Source organism: Marinomonas rhodophyticola (assembly GCF_026113935.1).
In the GTDB taxonomy this organism is placed as follows: domain Bacteria; phylum Pseudomonadota; class Gammaproteobacteria; order Pseudomonadales; family Marinomonadaceae; genus Marinomonas; species Marinomonas rhodophyticola.
This window is the reverse complement of record NZ_JAPEUL010000012.1, coordinates 38,668-60,669: the sequence shown is the minus strand read 5'-3', so window position 1 is coordinate 60,669 and position 22,002 is coordinate 38,668. Positions and strand designations below refer to the sequence as shown.

23 protein-coding genes and 1 pseudogene are annotated in these 22,002 nt (G+C 44.0%); 9 read left to right on the top strand and 15 right to left on the bottom strand.

Annotated elements, in window-relative coordinates:
- Nucleotides 1–115: 115 nt before the first annotated feature.
- The 5 genes from ONZ52_RS22215 to xylF all read right to left on the bottom strand — a co-directional run bounded on the left by ONZ52_RS22215 (nucleotide 116) and on the right by xylF (nucleotide 7,002).
- Complete coding sequence (locus ONZ52_RS22215) at nucleotides 116–1,315, bottom strand: XylR family transcriptional regulator (RefSeq protein WP_265220805.1); 1,200 nt, start codon at nucleotides 1,313–1,315, stop codon at nucleotides 116–118.
- A gap of 252 nt (nucleotides 1,316–1,567) precedes the next feature.
- Nucleotides 1,568–2,923, bottom strand: coding sequence for a xylulokinase (gene xylB, locus ONZ52_RS22210; RefSeq protein ID WP_346433254.1), 1,356 nt, complete (start codon nucleotides 2,921–2,923; stop codon nucleotides 1,568–1,570).
- 343 nt (nucleotides 2,924–3,266) lie between these two features.
- Complete coding sequence (locus ONZ52_RS22205) at nucleotides 3,267–4,397, bottom strand: sugar ABC transporter permease (RefSeq protein ID WP_265220804.1); 1,131 nt, start codon at nucleotides 4,395–4,397, stop codon at nucleotides 3,267–3,269.
- A complete protein-coding gene (locus tag ONZ52_RS22200) occupies nucleotides 4,390–5,919 on the bottom strand; it encodes a xylose ABC transporter ATP-binding protein (RefSeq protein ID WP_265220803.1) in 1,530 nt (509 codons plus the stop codon). The genes ONZ52_RS22205 and ONZ52_RS22200 overlap by 8 nt, the downstream gene beginning before the upstream one ends.
- 81 nt (nucleotides 5,920–6,000) lie before the next feature.
- Nucleotides 6,001–7,002, bottom strand: a complete 1,002-nt coding sequence (gene xylF, locus ONZ52_RS22195) for a D-xylose ABC transporter substrate-binding protein (protein WP_265220802.1) — start codon at nucleotides 7,000–7,002, stop codon at nucleotides 6,001–6,003.
- A gap of 264 nt (nucleotides 7,003–7,266) precedes the next feature.
- On the opposite strand from xylF, the gene ONZ52_RS22190 reads away from it, so the two are divergent.
- Nucleotides 7,267–7,851 (top strand): hypothetical protein, encoded by a 585-nt coding sequence (locus ONZ52_RS22190; RefSeq protein ID WP_265220801.1) that lies wholly within the window; start codon nucleotides 7,267–7,269, stop codon nucleotides 7,849–7,851.
- 160 nt (nucleotides 7,852–8,011) lie between these two features.
- Nucleotides 8,012–8,527, top strand: a complete 516-nt coding sequence (locus tag ONZ52_RS22185) for a hypothetical protein (RefSeq protein ID WP_265220800.1) — start codon at nucleotides 8,012–8,014, stop codon at nucleotides 8,525–8,527.
- A 68-nt stretch (nucleotides 8,528–8,595) separates the two neighbouring features.
- Here ONZ52_RS22185 and ONZ52_RS22180 read toward each other — a convergent pair whose 3' ends face one another.
- From ONZ52_RS22180 to ONZ52_RS22135, 10 genes and pseudogenes are all read right to left on the bottom strand, one after another.
- Nucleotides 8,596–9,885, bottom strand: coding sequence for an NAD(P)/FAD-dependent oxidoreductase (locus ONZ52_RS22180; protein ID WP_265220799.1), 1,290 nt, complete (start codon nucleotides 9,883–9,885; stop codon nucleotides 8,596–8,598).
- Nucleotides 9,886–9,944: 59 nt separating this feature from the next.
- The gene (locus ONZ52_RS22175) at nucleotides 9,945–10,367 is read right to left on the bottom strand and encodes a RidA family protein (RefSeq protein WP_265220798.1); all 423 of its coding nucleotides are present in this window, start codon (nucleotides 10,365–10,367) and stop codon (nucleotides 9,945–9,947) included.
- A gap of 97 nt (nucleotides 10,368–10,464) precedes the next feature.
- A complete protein-coding gene (locus ONZ52_RS22170) occupies nucleotides 10,465–11,604 on the bottom strand; it encodes an ornithine cyclodeaminase family protein (RefSeq protein WP_265220797.1) in 1,140 nt (379 codons plus the stop codon).
- Nucleotides 11,605–11,968: 364 nt separating this feature from the next.
- Complete coding sequence (hpaD, locus tag ONZ52_RS22165) at nucleotides 11,969–12,898, bottom strand: 3,4-dihydroxyphenylacetate 2,3-dioxygenase (RefSeq protein ID WP_265220796.1); 930 nt, start codon at nucleotides 12,896–12,898, stop codon at nucleotides 11,969–11,971.
- Between the two features lie 20 nt (nucleotides 12,899–12,918).
- Nucleotides 12,919–14,246, bottom strand: a pseudogene (locus tag ONZ52_RS22160) (TRAP transporter large permease).
- Nucleotides 14,243–14,764 carry a TRAP transporter small permease gene (locus ONZ52_RS22155; protein ID WP_265220795.1) on the bottom strand — a complete coding sequence of 174 codons (522 nt, stop codon included), beginning with the start codon at nucleotides 14,762–14,764 and terminating at the stop codon, nucleotides 14,243–14,245. The pseudogene ONZ52_RS22160 and the gene ONZ52_RS22155 overlap by 4 nt, the downstream one beginning before the upstream one ends.
- A gap of 2 nt (nucleotides 14,765–14,766) precedes the next feature.
- Complete coding sequence (locus ONZ52_RS22150; RefSeq protein ID WP_265220794.1) at nucleotides 14,767–15,705, bottom strand: TRAP transporter substrate-binding protein; 939 nt, start codon at nucleotides 15,703–15,705, stop codon at nucleotides 14,767–14,769.
- Nucleotides 15,706–15,843: 138 nt separating this feature from the next.
- Nucleotides 15,844–16,224 (bottom strand): 5-carboxymethyl-2-hydroxymuconate Delta-isomerase, encoded by a 381-nt coding sequence (locus ONZ52_RS22145; RefSeq protein WP_265220793.1) that lies wholly within the window; start codon nucleotides 16,222–16,224, stop codon nucleotides 15,844–15,846.
- 50 nt (nucleotides 16,225–16,274) lie between these two features.
- Nucleotides 16,275–16,991 (bottom strand): aldehyde dehydrogenase family protein, encoded by a 717-nt coding sequence (locus tag ONZ52_RS22140; protein ID WP_265220792.1) that lies wholly within the window; start codon nucleotides 16,989–16,991, stop codon nucleotides 16,275–16,277.
- On the bottom strand, nucleotides 16,981–17,739 hold the full coding sequence (locus ONZ52_RS22135) for an aldehyde dehydrogenase family protein (RefSeq protein WP_265220791.1): 759 nt from the start codon (nucleotides 17,737–17,739) through the stop codon (nucleotides 16,981–16,983). The genes ONZ52_RS22140 and ONZ52_RS22135 overlap by 11 nt, the downstream gene beginning before the upstream one ends.
- Before the next feature lie 251 nt (nucleotides 17,740–17,990).
- On the opposite strand from ONZ52_RS22135, the gene ONZ52_RS22130 reads away from it, so the two are divergent.
- From ONZ52_RS22130 to hpaI, 7 genes are all read left to right on the top strand, one after another.
- The gene (locus ONZ52_RS22130; RefSeq protein ID WP_265220790.1) at nucleotides 17,991–18,671 is read left to right on the top strand and encodes a helix-turn-helix domain-containing protein; all 681 of its coding nucleotides are present in this window, start codon (nucleotides 17,991–17,993) and stop codon (nucleotides 18,669–18,671) included.
- On the top strand, nucleotides 18,634–18,747 hold the full coding sequence (locus ONZ52_RS25515; protein ID WP_428981198.1) for a LuxR C-terminal-related transcriptional regulator: 114 nt from the start codon (nucleotides 18,634–18,636) through the stop codon (nucleotides 18,745–18,747). Before ONZ52_RS22130 ends, ONZ52_RS25515 begins: the two co-directional genes overlap by 38 nt.
- Before the next feature lie 74 nt (nucleotides 18,748–18,821).
- Nucleotides 18,822–19,559, top strand: a complete 738-nt coding sequence (locus ONZ52_RS22125) for a fumarylacetoacetate hydrolase family protein (protein WP_265220788.1) — start codon at nucleotides 18,822–18,824, stop codon at nucleotides 19,557–19,559.
- A gap of 9 nt (nucleotides 19,560–19,568) precedes the next feature.
- Entirely contained in the window at nucleotides 19,569–20,336 is a 768-nt protein-coding gene (locus ONZ52_RS22120; protein WP_265220787.1) for a fumarylacetoacetate hydrolase family protein, read from the top strand.
- 9 nt (nucleotides 20,337–20,345) lie between these two features.
- Nucleotides 20,346–20,576, top strand: a complete 231-nt coding sequence (locus ONZ52_RS22115; RefSeq protein WP_265220786.1) for an FAA hydrolase family protein — start codon at nucleotides 20,346–20,348, stop codon at nucleotides 20,574–20,576.
- 147 nt (nucleotides 20,577–20,723) lie between these two features.
- Nucleotides 20,724–21,149, top strand: a complete 426-nt coding sequence (locus tag ONZ52_RS22110) for an FAA hydrolase family protein (protein ID WP_265220785.1) — start codon at nucleotides 20,724–20,726, stop codon at nucleotides 21,147–21,149.
- A 9-nt stretch (nucleotides 21,150–21,158) separates the two neighbouring features.
- Entirely contained in the window at nucleotides 21,159–21,965 is an 807-nt protein-coding gene (gene hpaI, locus ONZ52_RS22105) for a 4-hydroxy-2-oxoheptanedioate aldolase (RefSeq protein WP_265220784.1), read from the top strand.
- Nucleotides 21,966–22,002: the final 37 nt, after the last annotated feature.

Below are 22,002 nucleotides of genomic sequence, written 5' to 3'. Positions count from 1 at the left end.
GACAAATAGATCAAGCGCTTACCAGCCCATTTTATTCGTCAAACAATCATCCAGAACCCAATAGCTTTTAGGGAAGTATACTTAACGGCACTGCCAAAATGCAGCAAGAGTTTTTTTAAATATTCAAATCACAGCTTATTGTCTTTACCAAGCCGCGACGACACGCGATATTCCCCGGCGTCATGCCTAGGTTTTTACGTGATACCGTGTACATGTATTGCACGGAAGGATAGCCACAAGTTCGGGCAATTTCATCAAACGGTAAATCAGTTGAGGTGATCAATTCACAAGCGCGATAAAACTTGGTCATGTGAAGTTGTTCGTGCATTGAGCAGCCAATTTCGTCGATAAAGCGGGTTTCTAGATTAGTTCTTGATATACCAATGTAGTCCACAACTTGTGCGACTTTTACCCCGCGACAAGCATTATGACGAATAAAGTGCATGGCTTGGATGACATATGGGTCGTGCAACGCGCGATAATCCGATGACTGTCTTTCCGCAATACCGATGGGATCGACCACCACCAACGAATTTTCAACAGGATAACCTAACAACATTCTATGCAGCATTTTTGCCGCTTCATAGCCCATTTGCTTACTACCCTGTTCAACGGAAGACAAGGCGGTGCGATTTAAATACCTTGCCATGCTCTCATTATCAATCCCAACAATGGCAACTTGCTCCGGCACCAAGATATTCAAATGATCACAGACCTGCAACAAATGGCGCGCGCGGGAATCGGTAACGGCAATAATGCCAATGGGGTTAGGCAGATTATTCAGCCAAGCTTCAAGCGCATGCTGTGCCGTTTCCCAAATTTCCGCCGACGTACAAAAACCTTGATGCACATGGGGTTCAAAGCCGTCAGAACGGACTTGCTCAACAAACGCATGCTCCCGCTCACTGGCCCAACGACTGTAATCTGTACTGGGGACACCGTAAAAAGCAAACTGCGGCAAGCCTTTACGCTTTAAATGCTGGTACGCACAGCGCACTAAGGCCGCATTGTCCGTCGCCACATAAGGCAATCTAGGGTAGTCTTTTTTATGGTGATAAGACCCTCCCACTGCCACGGTGGGAATATCTGTGTTTTTAAGAATCTCTTCCACTTCTGGGTTATCAAAGTCGGCAATAATGCCGTCCCCTTTCCAATGCTTTAGCGCATCAAGGCGAGAGCGAAAATCATCTTCAAAGTAAACGTCCCAGTCACATTGCGCGGCTTGCAAATATTCACCAATTCCTTCGATCACTTGTCGATCGTAGACCTTGTTGGCATTGAACACGAGATTGAGTCGGTAGCGTTTTTCAAACATACAAAAGCGTCTCTAATTTTTATTCTAGCTGGCTCGATAATACTCTCTGAGAGTCCATTAGTTCTAGAGAATGATAAAAATCAGAAAGGGAATAACAGAAATCGTAATGAGAGAAAGTTTGTCATAAAAAGAGCGGTGTCATAAGGCACCGCTCTCGCGCATCAAAATCCTTTTACTCTTTGATATAACGCCTGAAAGCGCTCGCGCTTTTCAGTATATCGAGTGGCGTTTGCTTGATTAGGCAAATACTGTTTAATGAGGCTCGGGTTTGGTACAAATGGTCTTTAACGCTTCTTGGCCTTGATAACCTATTGCCGCCAATCGTGCGGCTCCCAAAGCGGGACCAACCTCACCACCTTCTCGGGAATCCATTGGCACATTAAAGACATCGGCTAACATTTGTAGCCAATACGCGCTTTTAGCGCCGCCGCCAATCACATCAATACTGTCGTTGATGGTTTGCGCAGAACGTACAGCATCTAACCCATCCAACAAAGCGAAGGTCACGCCCTCAAGCACCGCCTGAACAAGATCCGCTGCGGTGGTTTCATGGGTCATTCCCCAAAAAACACCTTTTGCATTAGGATCATTATGCGGCGTTCTTTCGCCACTTAAATACGGCAAAAAGGTGAGGTTAGTATCGTGATCTATGCGATTTTCCGCGGCTAAAAGCGCTGCTTCCACGCTGCTAAACTGAGCTAATTTCGTCACCCAATGAAGACAACTTGCCGCGCTCAACATCACTGACATGGTGTGCCAAGTGTTTGGAATAGCATGACCAAAGCTGTGCAAAGCCGCCGCAGGATTGGCGGTAAAGCCATCACTTACTGCAAAAATCACCCCAGATGTACCCAATGACAACATGCTTTGCTGAGGTGAAATAATGCCCATTCCCACGGCACCAGCGGCATTATCACCCCCCGCTACGACAGGCACAATGGGCATAGACCAGCGTTTTGCTAAATCGTCATAAATCACACCAGTGATTTGGGTTCCTTCGAACACACAAGGCATTTGCTCAGCCGTCAATCCTGTGGCGCTCAACATGGTGTCACTCCAAACGCGTTGTTCCATGTTTAACCACAGTGTGCCAGACGCATCAGAAACGTCAGTAGCAAACTCGCCCGTCATCCGAAAACGTAGGTAATCTTTTGGTAACAACACTTTCGCAATTTGCCCAAAAATTTCTGGTTCATGCTGTTTTACCCACAGCAACTTAGGCGCGGTAAAACCGGGCATCACCAAATTACCCGTAATTGCTTGCACTTCTGGGCAGCGCCTTTGCAATAGCAAACATTCTTCGTGGGAACGGCCGTCATTCCATAAGATTGCAGGCCGTAGTACGTCACCCTTTTTATTCAATAAGGTTGCGCCATGCATCTGACCCGATAAACCAATGGCGTTAACACCCTGCAAATCATTCTCTGCAGCCAACTGTAACATGGCCAAATCCGTCGCTTGCCACCAGTCTTCTGGGTTCTGCTCGGACCAAAGATCAAACGGCCGAGACACTGACAAAGGCGAAGAGCAGCTTGCCACGACATTACCGTCTTCTGCCATTAAAATTACTTTGACACCAGAAGTGCCGAGATCAATTCCGATATACATAAAACATATCCTTCATTTTGTTAATCGTCATGATTATTGCTAAACGACTTCTGTGGATCTTGTAGGTCAGATGAGCCGAGGAACGAAGGCGTGATCTGACGGTTAACGGTATACGTAACGTCTCACGCCTGATCACGGTCGTACCTCCCTCATCAGGCCTACAAAACCTATCCAACCTTCGCGCACGAAGTTTTACTGCGCTTTTTTTGGTTTACGCCGATCTGGTAGGTCGTGATTTACCCTTTAGAAAATATGCCGACAAAAAACATGACCGCAACAAATCACGTCTCGTCGGGCTAAAGCCACGACCTACAAAACCTATCCAACCTTCGCGCGCTAACCTTTACTGTGCTTTTTTGGTTTTCACATCCAGCCAGACAGCCAGCAATAAAATCATGCCTTTGACGATTAATTGCCAAAAAGTTGGTACATCCAGCATGCTCATGCCGTTGTCTAAACTTGCCATAATCAACGCCCCCATGATGGCACCAAATACCGCACCAACACCGCCAGCCAAACTGGTTCCGCCAATCACACAGGCCGCAATGGCATCCAGTTCCGCCATGTTTCCGGCCGCTGGAGAACCCGCACCAAGCCGAGAAGTCAGAATCAAAGCGGCCACTGCCACCATCATGCCGTTAAAGCCAAACACCAGCATTTTGGTGCGCTCAACGTTCACCCCAGACATACGAGTGGCTTCAATGTTGCCACCAATAGCATAGACTCGACGACCAAAGGCAGTGCGTTTGGCAACATAAGTGGCAATAAGGATCAATCCGCCCATGATCAAAATCGGCGTTGGAATACCTCGATAACTTTCCAAGGCATACAACAAGACCAACAACACCACCACAGCAACTAAGGCTTTTGCGTATTCAAACTTCGCCGCCTTGTTTTCAACGCCATGTTGCTTTCTTGCCTTGCGTCGAGCATAGACTTTTGCGATTAGACCTAAACACAATAAGCCCACCACACTGATGCCCCAACCAGAAGGAACATAACTTTGACCAATAACGGCCAGTGAACTCGACGTTGGTGCAACGGTGGCACCATCGGTCAAACCCACCAAAATACCGCGAAACGCCAACATGCCCGCCAAGGTAACGATGAACGATGGCACCCTTTGATAGGCCACCCACCAACCATTAAACAAACCAAGAGCCAAACCCGCGACCACCGTCACCAACACAGTCAATAAAATCGGAAAGTTAAACCAAACATCCAAAATCGCCGCAATACCACCCAATAAGCCCATCATAGAGCCAACCGACAAATCAATTTCCGCACTAATTATGACGAACACCATCCCTATCGCGAGCACGCCCACAATCGCCGTTTGGCGAATCAAGTTCGAAATATTCCGTGGCGAGATAAACGCCCCATCGGTGGCAATGGAAAAAAAGACGACAATCAGCAGCATCGCTGCCAACATCGCAAACAGTTGTAATTGACTGGTTTTTATTGTTTTAAACATTCGCTACACCTTCTTTGATCGCACAATTCATAATCATTTCTTGGGTCAAACCTTGATGGTCAAATTGCCCTTTTAAACGCCCTTCGTGCATCACCAATACTCGGTCACTGATCCCTATTACTTCGGATAATTCAGACGACACCATGATGATGGACATGCCTTGTTTCACTAGAGCAAACATCAACTTGTAGATCTCATATTTAGCGCCTACATCGATGCCGCGAGTTGGTTCATCGAGAATCAGAATTTTCGGATGGGTTAACAAACATTTGGCGATGATGGCTTTTTGTTGATTGCCGCCACTGAGGTTTTTAATCGATAAATCTGCGGAGGCCGTTTTGACTTTTAGTTGTGCGATGTAGTTGTTGATATCATGACTTTCTTTGTCTTCATTGACGGCGCCAAACCAAGAAGAGTATTGACCTAATACGGATAGCGTAATATTGCGACCAACACTCATAATAGGCACGATACCATGACGCTTTCTATCTTCTGGCACCATGGCAATACCAGCCTCTAGCGCCACACGTTGAGAACGAATGTTGACCGTTTGGCCTTCTAACTCGATCTCTGCCTGATACTCACCATCGTAAGAACCATACAGACATTGCATCAGCTCAGTACGGCCAGAACCGATCAAACCAGCGATACCAAGAATTTCCCCTTGACGCAATTCAAAGCTAACGTCGTCTACCTGGTTCTGGGGCGCGCCTGCTTGTTTGGCGGTAGCGTGTTTAACGCGCAAAACCACATCACCGATGTCGTGTTCTTCACGCGGAAATAACTCATCCAATTCGCGACCAACCATCATACTAATGATGTCATTTTGCGTCAGATCAGCCGCGGACTTGGTATCAATGTGGTCACCATCTCGAATCACAGTAACCCAATCGGATAAAGCCAACACCTCATCCAATTTATGAGAAATATAAATACAGGCGATACCTTGTTGTTTTAGCTCACCCACAATGTTCAACAAAATGTCAATTTCTGTCGTCGTCAAAGACGAGGTTGGCTCATCCAAAATTAACAATTTCACGTTTTTATTCAACGCTTTGGCGATCTCGACCAACTGCTGCTGGCCGACGCCAAGATCTCGTATTGGCGTATCGGGCAACACATTAAGCTTCACCCGAGCCAACAATTCTGACGTGCGACGATACATTTCCTCGTCATTGAGTCGTGCAAAAGAACCCAGTTCGTTACCGAGAAAAATATTCTCCAATACCGATAATTCTTTCACCAGCGCTAGCTCCTGATGAATAATGACAATACCAAGCGCTTCGGTATCGCGGATGGTCGCGGCTTTCACCAGATTACCTTCGAAAAAAATCTCACCCTCATAGGAACCATGAGGCCACACACCACTGAGCACCTTCATCAGAGTCGATTTACCAGAACCATTTTCCCCGCAGATAGACAAGGCCTCACCGCGAGCAAGCTGAATGCTGACGCCATTCAACGCACGAACACCCGAAAAGCTTTTTACAATACCGCGCATGTCCAATAATGGTTGCGTCATGTTTACACCTCTTTTCCTACAGCTTTTTTGCATACAAAAAAACAGCAAATGGCGCTCAATGGAGCGCCATACAATAAAAAGTTAAGGGTTGTAAACATCATTACGAGAGTGGAAGCCATCGGCTATCACGGTGGCATCTAGGTTAGCTTTGGTAACAGAAATAGGCGCAAGTAATACGGCATTAACCTCTTTTGTGCCATTATTCACCGATCCATTGGATTGAATATTTTCACCTCGTGCCAGCTTCACCGCCATCTCTGCACTGGTTTTGGCAAGATTGGAAATCGGCTTGTACACGGTCATAGTTTGTGTGCCCGCAACAATACGACGCACCGCGGCTAAGTCTGCATCTTGGCCAGAAATGACCACCTTGCCACTCAAACCTTGTGCGGCAAGTGCTTGAATCGCGCCACCTGCGGTTGAATCGTTAGACGCAACCACCGCGTCAATTTTATTGGCATTGGCCGTCAGCCCATTCTCCATAATGTTCAAGGCCGCTTCTGCCGACCAACCCATTGCCCATTGGTCACCCACTACGTTAATTTTTTTCGCATCGATAGCCGGCTGCAACACATTCATCTGACCTTGACGGAACATCTTTGCGTTGTTATCCGTTGGTGAGCCGCCCATCAAAAAATAATTGCCCGTAGGTTTTAACCCCAGCAAGGCTTCAGCCTGCATTTCTCCCACTCGAATGTTGTCAAAAGACACATACAAGTCGATGTCGGCAAACTTAATCAAGCGATCATACGCTAGCACTTTAATGCCTTCGGCCTTGGCTTCGGCCAAAACATTACCAAGTACCTCACCGTTTTCCGGCACGATAACCAACACATCAACACCACGAGAAATCATGTTTTCGATCTGAGAAATCTGAGTCGTTACATCGCCGTTGGCAGACTGAGTATAGACCTCTGCGCCCATAGATTCCGCCGCTTGAGTAAACAAATCACGGTCTTTCTGCCAACGCTCTAAGCGTAAGTCAGACATTAATAAACCGATTTTTTCACCTGCAGCCAATGCAGGAAGTGATGTCGCAGCACAAAGAGTCGCCAGCAGACTCATAGAAACGATTTTTTTCATCTTTTCATTCCTTGTTATTTTTATAAAGTGAACGATCTCCGGATGGAGTAAGAGGAATGTAAATCGATGGTTTACCAAGCGGTATTATCTTTTTTTGTTTGTGTGTGGCGTTTTTTATAAACGGCTCATTTAATAAGGATTAAAAATCACACAGCATAATCACAATATTTTATTGCCCATTGTTTTTATATGTATCAGTATTTGGTGTAAGGCTAGGTATGTAAGAAAATATGCCTTCATGACACAAGGAACATCTGTCACATAATGACATTTCTAAAAAAACACACCGGTTGGCTGGTACTGGGCACTTTGCTTTTTTATCTATTAACTGTTCCGCCATTCATTTCTGTATTGCTTCCAACCATACTGGCTTGGTCCGCTAATTTCGCCATGTGGCATACTTTAGCGCCAAGTGCAAAACGCCAAGTCTCTTGGTTAATGGCAATAGGAATAGCGGCGCTATTGTTTGCCGCCTCAAAAGGTACATGGATGACTTGGCAACAAGTTTTTGCGGTCAACTTACCCATGTTGGCGATGTTTGTTGCGGTGTCTTTTTTAGATCTTACTGGCTCCAAAGATGAAAGCCGCCCTTTGCCAAAAGGTTTAAGCGCTATTTTTAACACCGCTATTGGCGTGCAAGTTTTAGGTGCTGTAATTAATCTATCGGTGATCATGGTGTTTGCGGATCGTATGAAGGGAGCAATCAGACTAACGCCCGTACAGCAATTTGTTCTTACGCGTAGTTTTTCTGCCGCTGCATGGTGGTCACCTTTTTTTGTCGCCACTGGGGTGGCCATTACGTATGCACCGGCATGCAATGGCAAAAGACTCTGCTACCAGGTCTTTTAATGGCGACTATCTCGATTATTTTTTCAAGCCTTGAAGCTTACCGACGCACCAAAGGCGACTTTCACGGCTACCCCATTCGCTTAGAAAGCCTGTTTATTCCCATATTTTTGGCTTCCTGTGTGATTTTTTTCATTTTATTTGGCCTGATATCAGCATACTCGTGCTTATTTGCATTTTGGCACCCATTGCTGCCATTCTTTTAATGCGCACTCAATCAAGACAAAAGAGCCTGTCTCACTTTGTAAACCATAAACTGCCACAGATAGGCAGTCAGTTTGCTCTTTTCCTTGGTGCCGGTGTTTTTTCCAGTGGTATCAGCGCCATTATCCTCAGTTATCCGCAGTTTTTTAATCTTGATACCTTTACCTTTAGCCCTCTGTTATTTTCTCTTACCTTGGCGGCCATGATCATCGCCGGCGTCATTGGCATACACCTGGTCGTAAGTGTCGCCATTGCCAGCCCTATGTTATTACCATTAAATCCAGACCCAACCCAGCTGGGCTTTTTGTTTTTAAGTGCTTGGGCCATCGCAGCCGGTAGCAGTGGGTTAACAGGACTCGGATTATTGATGACCAGCCGTTACCAAATACCGACTCGAACCATTATTAACAACAGCCGCCACTACGCCGTTTTGATGTGGCTGCTTTGTAGCTTAATAAACTGTTTTTTTCTGTAATAAAAAAGCAGACAATTTTGTCTGCTTTTCGCTACTTAGTAACGCTTTCCAACACTGCATTCATGGCACTATAGCCGTTCAAACCGATAAGGACTTGGGTCAATAATAGGTGTAACACCTGAGATTAGATCTGCCGCTAATTGCCCAGCGGCAGGTCCCGTGCCAAAGCCATGTCCTGAAAACCCCGTCGCCACGGTTAAGCCTGGAATGGATTTAATATGATCAATTATCGGATTTGAATCAGGTGTCACATCAATAATGCCAGCCCATGCTTCAGCAATTTCTGCTTTTTCAAAAATTGGCCATGCTTGACGGAGATTATTAAGCGCCTGCTGATTTAAGTCAGCGTTAAAATCTGGATCATTGGTTCTGACCTTTTCAAAAGGAGAACGGCTGTTTGCCCCCCAGCGACGAGGAAGCACTAAATCTTTAAAGAAATAGCTTCCCATTGAGACATTCAGAAAACTACGCTGAGTACGAAGCTGGTCAAGATATTTATGACCAATTAACAGGTGATCCAGAGTAATCGGAGCATCTAATTTGCCTCGCTGCGTAATGATATAACCACCATCTTGATGTTTACGGAAAGAAAAATCAGGTCCTCCAACCGCTATACTGGTTGGTCCTTCCATGGGTTTAGTACGCAATACCGAACAGATTAACGGAAGTGTTGGGAATGAAATCCCCAAGTTGCCCAAGAAGCGTCTTGACCACGCACCACCCGCTAGCAAAACTTGTTCGCAGCGAATGTCCCCTTTTTCTGTAACAACGCCACGAATTTCCCCTTCGGTAGACAAGCTACGCACCGCACATTGCTGAACAATAACAGCGCCTTTTTTAATGGCTGCATTCGCAATGGCAGGGGCAGCAATAGACGGTTCTGCGTTACCATCTGAAGGAGTATAAACACCACCAAGCCAGCTACCTTTGCCACCCGGTACTAATTCATCAATTTCCTGAGGACTAACCATTCTAGAGTCCAATGAAAGAGACTCCACAGACTTTAACCAGCTTTTGTGCATTGCCAGTTGCGCTGGCGTTCTCGCTAAAAACATAATACCGGCTTGTTTATAGCCCACATCACGGCCAACTCGATCAGGCATCTCTGCCCAAAGTTTATCCGCAGCTTGCGCCAAGGGAACATCATCTAAATGTCGGTTAGTTTTACGAATCCAACCTAAATTTCGAGAAGATTGTTCGCCGGCAATATGACCTTTTTCCAAAAGAACAACAGGTATATTTCGCTCTGCTAAAGCAAGAGCGGCCGTCACACCAACAATGCCGCCCCCAATGATAACCACACGGGTTGAATCAGGAAGTTGATCTTGGGTCTCAACCTTTTCAAGTGTTTTGGTCATAACTTTTTCCTGAAAGCATAGAGAAGTTAAATCTTATTCTAACCACTGAAAGTAAACGGTTATTTGCCTATGGAGATTTCTTCAACATTTGCGGTAGATGCTCCCCGAAATGCAGTCACTTCAATCTCAACTTTGTAAACCGTTGAACCCAATGGTGGACAAGTTGCTGTCGATGCTGGGTTAATTCCTTTGAACTTTGTACCAATAAAGTTCATAACATCGTGAATATGTGCTGGGTCCTGAATAAATACACGAGACATAACCACATCCGCTAAGGTTGCACCAACTGAGGCCAAGGCACGTTCGATGTTTTTAAACACCTGCTCGGCTTGTTCAATTACATCCTCCGGAATTTCTTGTGTGTCAGGGTTACGGCCAGCGGTATTGGAAACAAAAATCCAATTATCTACGGCAACCAATCGTGAATAGCTCGCACTTTCTTCGAATTTTGAGCCAGTTTTAGCTTTTACAATTTTAGTCATATGCTTTGCCTAATATTCAATCTAAATAATATGATTTGGAAAAATAAGGTGGTTCTGCTTATTCACAGAAAAAGCCTTCAAAAAAACATAAAGCGGCTTAACGCAATGCAGGGACATCCCATAAGTTCAGCTTCACCCCAATGCCTTTTTCAACAGCATTACGATAGACAACCGTTGCCCATGCCACGTCCTCTACTGGCATACCGCCCACAGAAAGAATGATGATCTCGTCTTCATTTCGACGAGCAGGCGAATCACCAGAAACAATTTTGCCAAGGTCTTCGATATCGTCATGGGTTAACTTGCCTTCTGCAATCATGTCCATGCAACGAACACCCACAAGCGGAATCACGCAATGAGCAGGCTTAGGCACCTCCTCGTACCAAGCCTCATACAAACCTGTGTTATCAAGGACTTTACGAACATCTTTTTGCTCCATGCCATCATCTAAACGACAGCTAGCAGGCATCGCTAAAAACGCTCCGAGTTTAACCCACTCACGCTTAACAATTGGGTAAGTCGTTGGATCACCAACTTCTCCAGAGTTACAGTAAGAAACCAGATCCGAATCACGAACAACGGCTTCAACACTATCAACAACCTCAACACGAGTAACCTGAGGAAAGGTTTCTTTTACCCAAGCAACAAAACTGTCTAAGCTTTTTTGACCACGACCTTTCACTTTAATCGTGTCGACTTCAGGACAGGCCGCAATAAAAGCCGCTACGGTCGTCTTCCCCATTACCCCAGGACCTAAAAGGCCAATAATTTTCGAGTCTTTACGAGCCAAATGACGTGCCCCTACACCAGGAATAGCCCCCGTCCGATAAGCGGACAGCAAATTTGCTGACATATAAGCCAAAGGCGCTCCAGTATCGATATCATTCAAAATCATCATCAAGATAGAGCGAGGTAAGCCTTTTTCTCGGTTAGCGATATTTGAGCCATACCATTTCACGCCACATGTTTGGAAATTCCCACCAAGATAAGCAGGCATCGCCATCAATCGACGATCTGCAGTGGGCTTTGGCATCGTAGGGAATGGAGATTCAGCAGGAAAGGTAATCATGGCACCATGAGAATCATTATTAGGGCCAGCCATGCGATAATCGCCCTTATACAAAAGTCCAAACATTTCTTCCATCGTATCGACACAGCTGGGCATATCAGTCACACCAGCTTTGATCATGTCTGACTCAGAAAGGTAAATAAAATCGATTTTCGTATTCTCGCTCATAGCCATACCTATTAACATTTGGTTTATATTTTTATATTAGTAATTAACACTTCTCTTAAAGATAAAATAAGGTTAAAAAAATCAATATTAATTTTCGCATTCTTATGTATTACTCATAAAAATATTTATTTTTTAACGACCTTAAAAAGAGAAATTTAAATCAAAGATTCTTCATCCTATATATAAAAAATTCCCATTAAAATATCCCTTTAGGGACATTTAGTGGTGCTAATAGCATACTTAGGATTGTCAAAGACTAAAGCAACTGAAAGGTGGGGAATGAAAGGCAGAATTATTTGCAAAATAATGGCTGAACTATACTTACATTCAGCCATTATTTTATGTTCTGTACAAATGGAATGCTTTACAAACGACTAGCACCATAAATAAAAGTACCATTTTCCGTAGAGGCCTGAGGAGCAGGTACGGCGTCACCTGTTTGTGGAGAGACAGGGAAGATAGCATTAATTTGCCCTGTTCCAGAACTACCAAAATACGGAGTGATAACTTCTACTTTTTGATCATAGTCAGACCAGCCTAGCGCTCCAAGCAACATCGCTGTATCGTGCATAAAGCCTTCACCATGACCTTTTGCCGCATATTCAGGTAACATTTCACAAAATGTTTTCCACTCCGCATTTTCCCACATTTCAACGACACGGTGGTCTAAAGTCTCTAGAAATGGACTCCAGACTTTCGTTGAAAAATTAGGCGCTTGTCCATTTTGAGCAAAACGATGGGATAATGAGCCGCTCGCCAAAATAGCCACTGTACCGTCGTAGTATTTTTCAATCGCCTCACGAATTGCCCAGCCCAAACGCGCCGAGTCATTCAAGTAATGCACTGTTAATAGGGCTGATACTGAAATACACTTAAAATGTTGGTCTGAGTTCATATAACGCATTGGTACCAACGCCCCATACTCTGGTGCTAGTGTTGTCGCATCATGAGCCATGGTTTCAACGCCGTGTTCGTTACAAACCTTAGCAATAATACGTCCCAACTCTGGGTTGCCATCAAGACTGTACGCCATATTATTAATAAAGTGTGGCAACTCATTACTGGTATAAACCCCTTCCCAGTGTGGTGCACAATTGATGTGATAATTCGCATTAACCAACCAGTGTGTATCAAACACAACAATGGTATCTACTCCCAACTCACGGCAGCGCCTAGAGATCTCATAGTGGCCGTCAATGGCTGCTTGACGAAAGCCTTTTTGAGGGCCATCAAGCTCCGAAAGATACATAGATGGTACGTGTGTTATTTTTGCAGCAAGAGCTAACTTACCCATAGTAAATCTCCAAATAGTGTTTATCTATATAACAGTTCTGGCAAGAAAAGAGCGACCGATGAAAAAAACACAATTAAGCCAAGCCTGACCATATCGGCACACCAAAATGGTGTAATCCCTTTAAAAATCGTTCCCGCTTTGACATCTTTCAAAACAGCGCTCAACACAAAAACATTCATCCCTACTGGCGGGGTAATAAGACTGATTTCAGTCACCACAACCACCACAATGCCAAACCAGACCAAATCAAAACCTAGACTTTGTACCAAAGGATAAAAGATAGGAACCGTTAAAAGAATCATAGATAAACTTTCGAAAACCATTCCTAAGACCAAATAAATTGCAATAATAATTAAAATGACACCAAATGCAGACAGGTTGAAACTTTGTACAAAAGCCAATAATTCAGCGGGCAAACCAGCAATGGTAATAAAATCAGAAAAGATTAACGCGCCAATTAATACGGTAAACAACATAGCCGTTGTTCTACCTGTATCAATCAGGGCATGGAAAACCGCCTCTAAGGTTAGAGATTTTCGCACTAGAGCAATTAAGAAAGCCCCACCAGCACCAACACCTGCCGCTTCAGACGGTGTAAAAACGCCAAGGTAAATCCCTCCCATTACCACCAAAAATAAGAGCAAAACACCCCAAACATTTTTCAGCGCTTGTATACGCTCAGCCCCCCTGCGCGCTCCGCACTTGGGCCTTTTTCTGGATGCCGCCAAACCACAAATTTCACCGCCAATAGATACAGTAAAATCCCCAGTAAGCCAGGCAAAAAACCTGCAGCAAACAATTCGCGTATACTGGTCTCCGTTAACAAACCATACATCAGCAAAATAACACTAGGAGGGATCAAAATACCGAGTGTAGAACCTGCGGCAATAGATGCACTGGCAAGGCCATCACTGTAACCATACTTTTTCATCGGCGGCATAGCGACTTTTGCCATGGTTGCTGATGTCGCTAGACTCGAGCCACATATCGCCGAAAACCCACCACAAGCCACAATGGTTGCCATCGCCAAACCACCTTTTCGATGCCCCAGAAAAGCATTGGAGGCTTTGTATAACTCACCAGACAAATTTGCTTTGGTAACAAAGTTCCCCATCAAGATAAACAGAGGTATAACAGATAAACCATACTCTTGTGATGTATCGATAATGCGATTGGCAGCCAGTGATAAAGGCCCTGTCCAACGAAAATCAAACAGGTTATCAAGACTCAGACCTTGCAAATAACCAAATCCAACAATACCAACGGCCCCCATAGCAAAAGCAATCGGCATTCTAAAAACTAAAATAAGCACAAGAAGAGTGGCAAAACCAAAAGCTGAAACAATCATTTAGATATCTCCGCTTTTGAAAAAGCCGTATAAAAAGCCTTAAGCACAAGAATAACAGCTGTCACAAACATCATGATGGCAATAAACTGAATGAAATACGCCACAGGAATATGCAAAAACTCTGTCATGACCCCACGACGCAAGGACCTAGCCGCTTGGAACCAAACTCTTTCGGATAAAAAGAAAAAACCAGCTGCAATTGTCAGGTTAATAGCTAAACTGCTTATTCTCATAAAAATCACAGGCAATATGCGATCAAGAATATCCACTACCACGTGCGCACTAGTAAGGGTTACGATAGGCAGCTGACAAAAGACGATAATACAAAGAGCCAACTCCGTCAGCTCAGTTGTACCATTGATAGAATTGTTGAAAACATATCGCCCAATCACGTCAAAACAAGTCAATAACATCAAGGCGAGCAGCACAATTGACGATACCAATTCAAGAATGAAGGCTAGCCACTTAGCCAGCCCAAATTCTCCATGGTGTTTATTAACCATCGCAGATAACCACATCGTTACTCTCCGTGCTTAGCGGCGTACTGGTGAGCGGTATCACGAAGGTATGTCAGGATTTCTTTACCTTTATAACCATTTTCATCTGCTTCTTTTACCCAAACATCCGACACACCCTTTAGCCTTTCATTAAACTGTGCCACTAGATCTGAATTGTCCGAAAGCATCGTTACTTTAACTCCAGAATTTGTCGCGGCATCGATGCCAGACGCATCACTTGCGTCCCATGCCATGCCAGCCATAACCGACAGTTTTTCTCCAGACATTTTATTAATAATATCTTGGTCTGCTTGACTAAAACTTGAGAACGTATCAGGGTTCATGAACATAGAAAAACTGCCCATGTAGAGGCCATCTGGAAAAATCGTCAAATACTTAGTCACTTCCGAAAGACGCAGCACTTTTTGTTCCACTGTAGGCAAAAATGCTCCATCAATAACGCCCTGTTGCATCATTTCATAGACTTTTGGTGCTGGAATTACAACGGCTGTCACATGCAACTTTTCAGCAATAACACTCTGTACACCACCGCCAATACGAATTTTTTTATCTTTAAGTTCATCAACGGAAGTAACTGGAAAATTTGAGTGAATTTGACCAGGCCCATGGGTAAATAAAGCCAGTAATTTTAGACCATCAAACTCATGAGAATCAGAAAAGAACTTTTCATAAGTCGTCCACAACGCATAAGAAGCCGCTTCTGCATTGGCCCCCAAACCTGGCTGCTCAACGACTTGTGGTAGCTCAAAACGGCCTGGAGCATAGCCATGATAGCTATAGCTGGCATCAACAATACCATCTTCAACCAAGTTCCACATGCTTTTAGGATGACCCAAACCATAGACAATTTCGACATTAATTCGTCCACCCGTCGCATCAGAAATCGCTTTCCCCGGGCTGGAATAATAACCTCGTTCATGGGATTGGTTGGTGGTAGCCAACTCGCCACACGGATAGTTTCAGCGAACGTCATACTAGACAAAGTGGCGGCTACAGCAACAGAAAAGATACCTTTAAATTTCATCACGATTACCCTCTATTTATAATTATTTTTAATCGATTCTTAGTAAATCCATGCTCTACTTAAAAAGGCCATGAATATTGTTTTTATTAAACTTAAGAACCGGATCTAACTCAGTCAGCTCAAAAGAGATCTGGCAATAGCTATTATCAGTGATTGGCTTCATCCATTCGCAGAAGATAGCAAAGACTTTTTCCGCTACTTCTTGACGCACTTCCATACTGCGCCCATGACCTATTTTTAGGTTTAAATTTATTAATGCAAAATCATCACGACCGTCCGCTACGCGAAAATGGTCACAACAAATCGCTCGGCTACGCACACCACCCAAAGGAAAATGCCCCGTTGAAACAATGTATTCATGCAGCGTTTTAAACACTGCTTGAAAATCTAAGCGACCTTCAAGGTTGGCAGAATATTCAAAAACAAAATGTGGCATAAAAGTGCTCCGACAAGAGCGAGAGCATAAAGCTCTCGCCAATGTTTAAACTAAACGCCCCACTTAGGGATATGATGAGACCCCATGCTGATACAAACATTCTTAGGTTCACAGAACACTTCGAAGCTGTAATCACCACCCTCACGACCAGTACCAGACGCTTTCTTGCCACCGAACGGCGTACGAAGATCACGTACGTTTTGCGAGTTCACAAATATCATTCCTGCGTCTACTTTTTGCGCGATACGATGAACCTTGCCAACGTCTTGCGTCCATAAGTAAGACGCTAGGCCGTATTCATTGTCATTCGCCATGGCAATGACATCAGCTTCATCTTCGAATGGAATCAATACCGCAACAGGCCCAAAAATTTCTTCACGTGCAATACGCATATCATTGGTCACATCTCTAAATACCGTTGGACGAACAAAATGACCGCCTTTAAGATGATCTGGTAACTCATCAACTGGCTTATCTGGACCTCCTGCGATCAATGTCGCGCCCTCTTCCATACCGATACGAATGTAGCCAGTAACCTTGTCGAAGTGTTGTTGACTGATCAAAGAGCCTACTTGAGTATTCAAATCTGTCGGATCGCCAACTCTAATTTTGCTCGCTCGCTCAGCAAATTCCGTCGCGAACTTATCGTAAATGCCTTTTTGTACGAAAATACGAGAACCTGCTGTACAACGCTCGCCATTGATCGAGAAAATGCCAAATACCGCAGCGTCCATCGCGCGTTCGTAGTCACAATCTTCAAAGATCATTACTGGTGATTTGCCACCCAACTCCATAGAGAACTTTTTTAAGACCAGCATTGGCAATAATGTGTTTACCCGTTGAAGTACCGCCAGTGAAAGAGATCGCATCTACATCATCATTCGTGATGATGGCATTACCCGTTGTTGCACCTAGACCATGGACGATATTAAACACACCTGGTGGCACGCCCGCTTCGATAGATAGACGACCTAGAAAATCTGTTGTCAACGGAGACAGCTCAGACTGTTTCATTACCACTGTGTTGCCCAATGCTAGGGCTGGTGCTGTCTTCCAAGTACCTGTCATAAACGGTACGTTCCATGGAGAAATCAACGCGCATACACCTGTTGGTTGGTACAAGGTATAGTTCAGCATTTGGTCATCAACAGGGTAGGTATGACCATTCATTTGCTTTGCTTTTTCTGCAAAAAAATAAAAGTTATTTGATGCTCGCGGAATCAATGCATTCAACGTTTGATATAGAGGCAGCCCTGTGTCTGAAGTTTCAAGACGAGCCAATTCTTCAACATTCTCAGCAATAAGATCGCCCAACTTTTCAATAATTTTTGAACGCTTCGCTATTGGCATATTTGCCCAAGCAGGAAATGCATCTTTGGCAGCTTGAACCGCTTCAGCCACCTGCTCATCAGATGCATGAGCCACTTCGGCCAACATTTCGCCTGTCGCTGGATTAAAAGTTTGAAAGGTTTCTTTGCTTTCAACCCATTTGCCGTTTATCAAGTTCTTAATCATTTTTCTTTATTCTCCTGACAAAGAATCGGACGAGAAACCTCGACATCGATTTAGTTAACATGTTAAATAAATTAAACTCAACATGCATGCCTGTCAAGACTACTTAGCAACAATGAAATACATTTAATGAAAAGGCTTGCATGCATCAAAAATTGGAATACTTATTGCATTAATTGACATTTGTCACAGATGTGAAATTATCACGGACGTGCCCTAATCAAATAACTGACAACAAACGGGAGCGCATACAAATGGTAAACATCAGTCCTTACGATATTTTGCCTTCTCTCATTAAGAGCATTGGTCAACGTCATTTTTATGATCAAGTTGTCTACTCAATAAAAGCTCTAGATTCTATTTCTAACATCAGAATTGTTAGCTACTCAAAAACAAACCATCCCGTATTCTTAGGAGACTACCCAATCACAGAAATGGACAAAATATACTGTGAATCTGCCTATTTGTTAGACCCTATTTACGATGTGATTTATGGTAAGAATCAAGAAGAATTGGTTACCTTAGACAGTATTGTTAATGAGGATTTTTTTCATTCGACTTACTACGACACATTTTATCAGCGTCTTGGTTGGTGCAATGAAACCAATATCGTCATCGGCACCAATGACGACACAAAAATATGTATCGCCTATTCAACCAAAGACAACGATCTATCCTTACAAGCGGTTCATCAAGAGACTCACCCTTGCCTCAATGCCATCAAAGCAGCTGTATTAACTCATGAGCGTATTGGGAATCAACGAGAGCGCACTCCCCTCCTAGAATATAAAAATCTCAATCAAAGCAACGATTACTCTCACCCAGAATCACAGAGCCTTACCAAACGGGAAAAGGAGATTGTTGGGCTTATTTTAGAGGGCTTATCCTCTGCTTCGATTGCGGAAAAATGCTCTCGTTTCAGAAGGAACGATTAAGAATCATCGCAAGAATATCTATCGCAAGCTAAAAATCAAATCACAAGCAGAGTTATTCTGTAAATTCCTTCCGTAACGCAAAAGGTGTATTGACAAGAGATCTTTTTTGCGAAATTATAATTAACATGTTAACTATAATTGGCAAAAAACATGTTTCATTACAGACAAAAAAAATTAAATAAAGTGGTATCAGAAACAGCCGATGCCAGCTACGAAATTAAACTAGACGACACCATTCTTCCTCCAACGTCAGGGAATGTCATTGGTGTCGCTCTAAACGATAAAGCCTTGGTGAAATCCTTAGAGCACGTTTTCAACGAAAAACCACACATTCAACCACCTAAAACGCCTGTTCTTCATATTAAAACGGACAACACTCACATTGGTTACGCAAGTACGATCAAGGTACCGGTTGATAAAGGTCCAATTTATGCGGGACCCTCCTTGGGTATCGTTATTGGTAAAAACGCCACTCGTGTTGATGTCAGCAGCGCCTTAGATTTCGTTGCAGGTTTTACGGTTGTGAACGAGGTAAGCCTTGCAGAAACGTCTTTCTACCGCCCAGCGGTCAAAGCAAAATGTCGCGATACGTTTTGCCCTATTGGCCCATGGACAGTAGACAAAGAAGCCGTCAGCACTCCCAATAATTTGAACATTAAGACATATGTTAATGACGTGTTAGTACACAATACCAATACTGACCAATTAATCTACTCAGTTGAAGAAATAATAAGCTACATCAGCAGTTTCATGACCCTAGAAGCGGGAGACATCATCATCGCAGGCACACCGGAACGCACACCCGATTTAGAAATTAAACCAGGTGATAGTGTCATGATAGAGATCGAAGGCGTTGGCCGCCTAGTCAACCCAGTAGAACAAGAATAGGAAGTAGTCATGAAAAGCGCACGCATACTTTTTAACAATGAAACATTAGACGTCACGATTAATGAACAAAATCAAGTCGTCACTCAGCAAGGTAAAATATTAGAAGAAGGGTCTTTCTCTTGGCTACCACCTTGCGAAGGCAAAATGTTTGTTTTGGCCATCAACTATGCCGACCATGCGGCAGAACTCTCTTTCACAGCACCAGAAGAACCCCTGGTGTTTTTGAAAAACAAAAACTCCTTAATTGGTCATGACCAAAAGACCTATCGTCCAGACAATGTCGACTACATGCACTATGAATGTGAGCTTGTTGTGGTCATCGGCAAAGAAGCGAAAAACGTCTCTAAAGAAGAAGCTATGGATTATGTTGGCGGCTATACAGTAGGAAATGATTATGCCATCCGTGACTATTTAGAGAACTATTACCGCCCTAATCTGCGCGTGAAAAGCCGTGATACTTGTACTCCTATTGGCCCCTATATTGTTGATGCAAAAGAGGTCAAAGACCCACATAACCTGATGTTACGTACTTACATCAATGGAGAATTAAAGCAAGAAGGCAATACGAAAGATTTGGTGTTTAACATCCCACATCTAGTCGCCTATTTAAGTGACATTATGACGTTATCGCCCGGCGATATGATCTTCACAGGTACGCCAGAAGGACTAGCAGATGTTAAGCCTGGAGATGTGGTAATAACAGAAGTTGAAGGCGTTGGTGTCCTCAAGAACACCATTATTTCTGAGTCAGAATATCTAAAGAACTTAAATAGTTAAGGGGACAACATGCTTTCAAACGACATCATTACTTCCTGTGCAAACAGACTTAATCAGGCAGAAAAAGAACGCGTTCAAATTCGCCAAATTTCACTAGATTACCCAGATATCACGATTGACGATGCGTATGCGATTCAACGCGAATGGGTACAAATGAAATTGAATGAAGGTCGCACAATAATTGGTCATAAAATTGGACTCACTTCACGAGCAATGCAAATGAGCCTCACAAATAGATGAGCCAGATTACGGCACCTTGCTTGATGACATGCTGTACTACGATGGCTGCGAAATCGAAACGGACAAATTCATTGTTCCGCGTATCGAAGTCGAACTGGCATTCGTTTTAAAAAACCCTTGAAAGGGCCAAACTGCACGATTTTCGATGTGTATAACGCAACAGATTACGTTATCCCTGCACTTGAACTGATTGACGCCCGCAGCCAATCGATAGATCCAGAAAGCAAACGCCCTCGCAAAGTCTTTGACACCATCGCGGACAACGCGGCCAATGCCGCTATCATTTTAGGTGGCCGTCCAATCAAAGTCGGCGAAATAGATTTACGTTGGGTATCAGCCATTATGCAGCGTAACGGCATAATTGAAGAAACAGGCGTTGCCGCAGGTGTACTCAATCACCCTGCCAATGGGGTTGCATGGTTAGCCAATAAATTAGCACCATTTGATGTTGAGCTTGAACCAGGACAAATTATTCTTGGTGGTTCTTTTACTCGGCCAATAGCTGCCCGCAAAGGTGATACGTTCAATGTGGACTATGGCCCACTTGGCTCAGTATCTTGTCATTTTGCTTAGGAGATAGACATGTCTGCCCCTAAAAACACTTTCAAAATAGCACTCAAAAACCGCCAGCCACAGATTGGACTGTGGCTTGGATTAGCGAATAACTATACTGCAGAACTCATTGCGAGCGCAGGGTTTGACTGGCTATTGATCGACGGTGAGCACGCACCAAACACTCTGCAAACCATGGTAGGTCAGTTGCAGGCCATTGCGCCTTTTGCTAGCCATCCAATCGTGCGTCCAGCATGGGCTGACCATGTTGCGCTTAAGCAAATTCTTGATCTTGGCGTGCAAACAATACTGGCCCCCATGGTCGACAACGCAGAGCAAGCAGCAGAAATAGTCAAAGCAACTCGATATCCACCAGCGGGGATTCGTGGTGTTGGCAGTGCCTTAGCACGTGCTTCCCAGTTCAATAGAACACCGGATTATCTAAAAACCGCCAATGACGAAATCTGTGTACTGGTACAAATAGAGTCTCTTCAAGCAGTCAAAGAACTGGATAACATTCTTGCTGTAGATGGTGTTGATGGTGTCTTTATTGGACCGGCAGACCTAAGTGCTTCGCTTGGATACATTGGACAGCCAAACCACCCAGAAGTCGTCAAAGTAATTGAAAAGAGCATTAAAAAAATCGTGGCCGCCGGTAAAGCACCAGGAATTTTGATGGCCGACAAACAACAAGCCAAACATTACTTATCGCTTGGTGCATTATTTGTCGCCGTAGGCAGTGACACAGGCTTGCTAATGAACAGCACTAAGGCTTTGGTGAATGAGTTCAAACCTGAACAAAATTCCCATAAAGAAACAACAGCGTCCGTCTATTAAATGCTGATTGTCATCTGAGTAGGTAGGCCTCCCAGTT

Coding starts and splice junctions, on each gene's coding strand:
- ONZ52_RS22120 (WP_265220787.1), top strand. CDS start 19,569: ATGAAAAGCGCACGCATACTTTTTAACAATGAAACATTAGACGTCACG.
- ONZ52_RS22190 (WP_265220801.1), top strand. CDS start 7,267: ATGACATTTCTAAAAAAACACACCGGTTGGCTGGTACTGGGCACTTTG.
- ONZ52_RS22155 (WP_265220795.1), bottom strand. CDS start 14,764: ATGTGGTTATCTGCGATGGTTAATAAACACCATGGAGAATTTGGGCTG.
- xylB (WP_346433254.1), bottom strand. CDS start 2,923: ATGTATATCGGAATTGATCTCGGCACTTCTGGTGTCAAAGTAATTTTA.
- hpaD (WP_265220796.1), bottom strand. CDS start 12,898: ATGGGTAAGTTAGCTCTTGCTGCAAAAATAACACACGTACCATCTATG.
- ONZ52_RS22215 (WP_265220805.1), bottom strand. CDS start 1,315: ATGTTTGAAAAACGCTACCGACTCAATCTCGTGTTCAATGCCAACAAG.
- ONZ52_RS22125 (WP_265220788.1), top strand. CDS start 18,822: ATGTTTCATTACAGACAAAAAAAATTAAATAAAGTGGTATCAGAAACA.
- ONZ52_RS22130 (WP_265220790.1), top strand. CDS start 17,991: ATGGTAAACATCAGTCCTTACGATATTTTGCCTTCTCTCATTAAGAGC.
- ONZ52_RS22200 (WP_265220803.1), bottom strand. CDS start 5,919: ATGACGCAACCATTATTGGACATGCGCGGTATTGTAAAAAGCTTTTCG.
- ONZ52_RS22115 (WP_265220786.1), top strand. CDS start 20,346: ATGCTTTCAAACGACATCATTACTTCCTGTGCAAACAGACTTAATCAG.
- ONZ52_RS22140 (WP_265220792.1), bottom strand. CDS start 16,991: ATGATCTTTGAAGATTGTGACTACGAACGCGCGATGGACGCTGCGGTA.
- hpaI (WP_265220784.1), top strand. CDS start 21,159: ATGTCTGCCCCTAAAAACACTTTCAAAATAGCACTCAAAAACCGCCAG.
- ONZ52_RS22180 (WP_265220799.1), bottom strand. CDS start 9,885: ATGACCAAAACACTTGAAAAGGTTGAGACCCAAGATCAACTTCCTGAT.
- ONZ52_RS22205 (WP_265220804.1), bottom strand. CDS start 4,397: ATGTTTAAAACAATAAAAACCAGTCAATTACAACTGTTTGCGATGTTG.
- ONZ52_RS22175 (WP_265220798.1), bottom strand. CDS start 10,367: ATGACTAAAATTGTAAAAGCTAAAACTGGCTCAAAATTCGAAGAAAGT.
- ONZ52_RS22135 (WP_265220791.1), bottom strand. CDS start 17,739: ATGATTAAGAACTTGATAAACGGCAAATGGGTTGAAAGCAAAGAAACC.
- xylF (WP_265220802.1), bottom strand. CDS start 7,002: ATGAAAAAAATCGTTTCTATGAGTCTGCTGGCGACTCTTTGTGCTGCG.
- ONZ52_RS22170 (WP_265220797.1), bottom strand. CDS start 11,604: ATGAGCGAGAATACGAAAATCGATTTTATTTACCTTTCTGAGTCAGAC.
- ONZ52_RS22145 (WP_265220793.1), bottom strand. CDS start 16,224: ATGCCACATTTTGTTTTTGAATATTCTGCCAACCTTGAAGGTCGCTTA.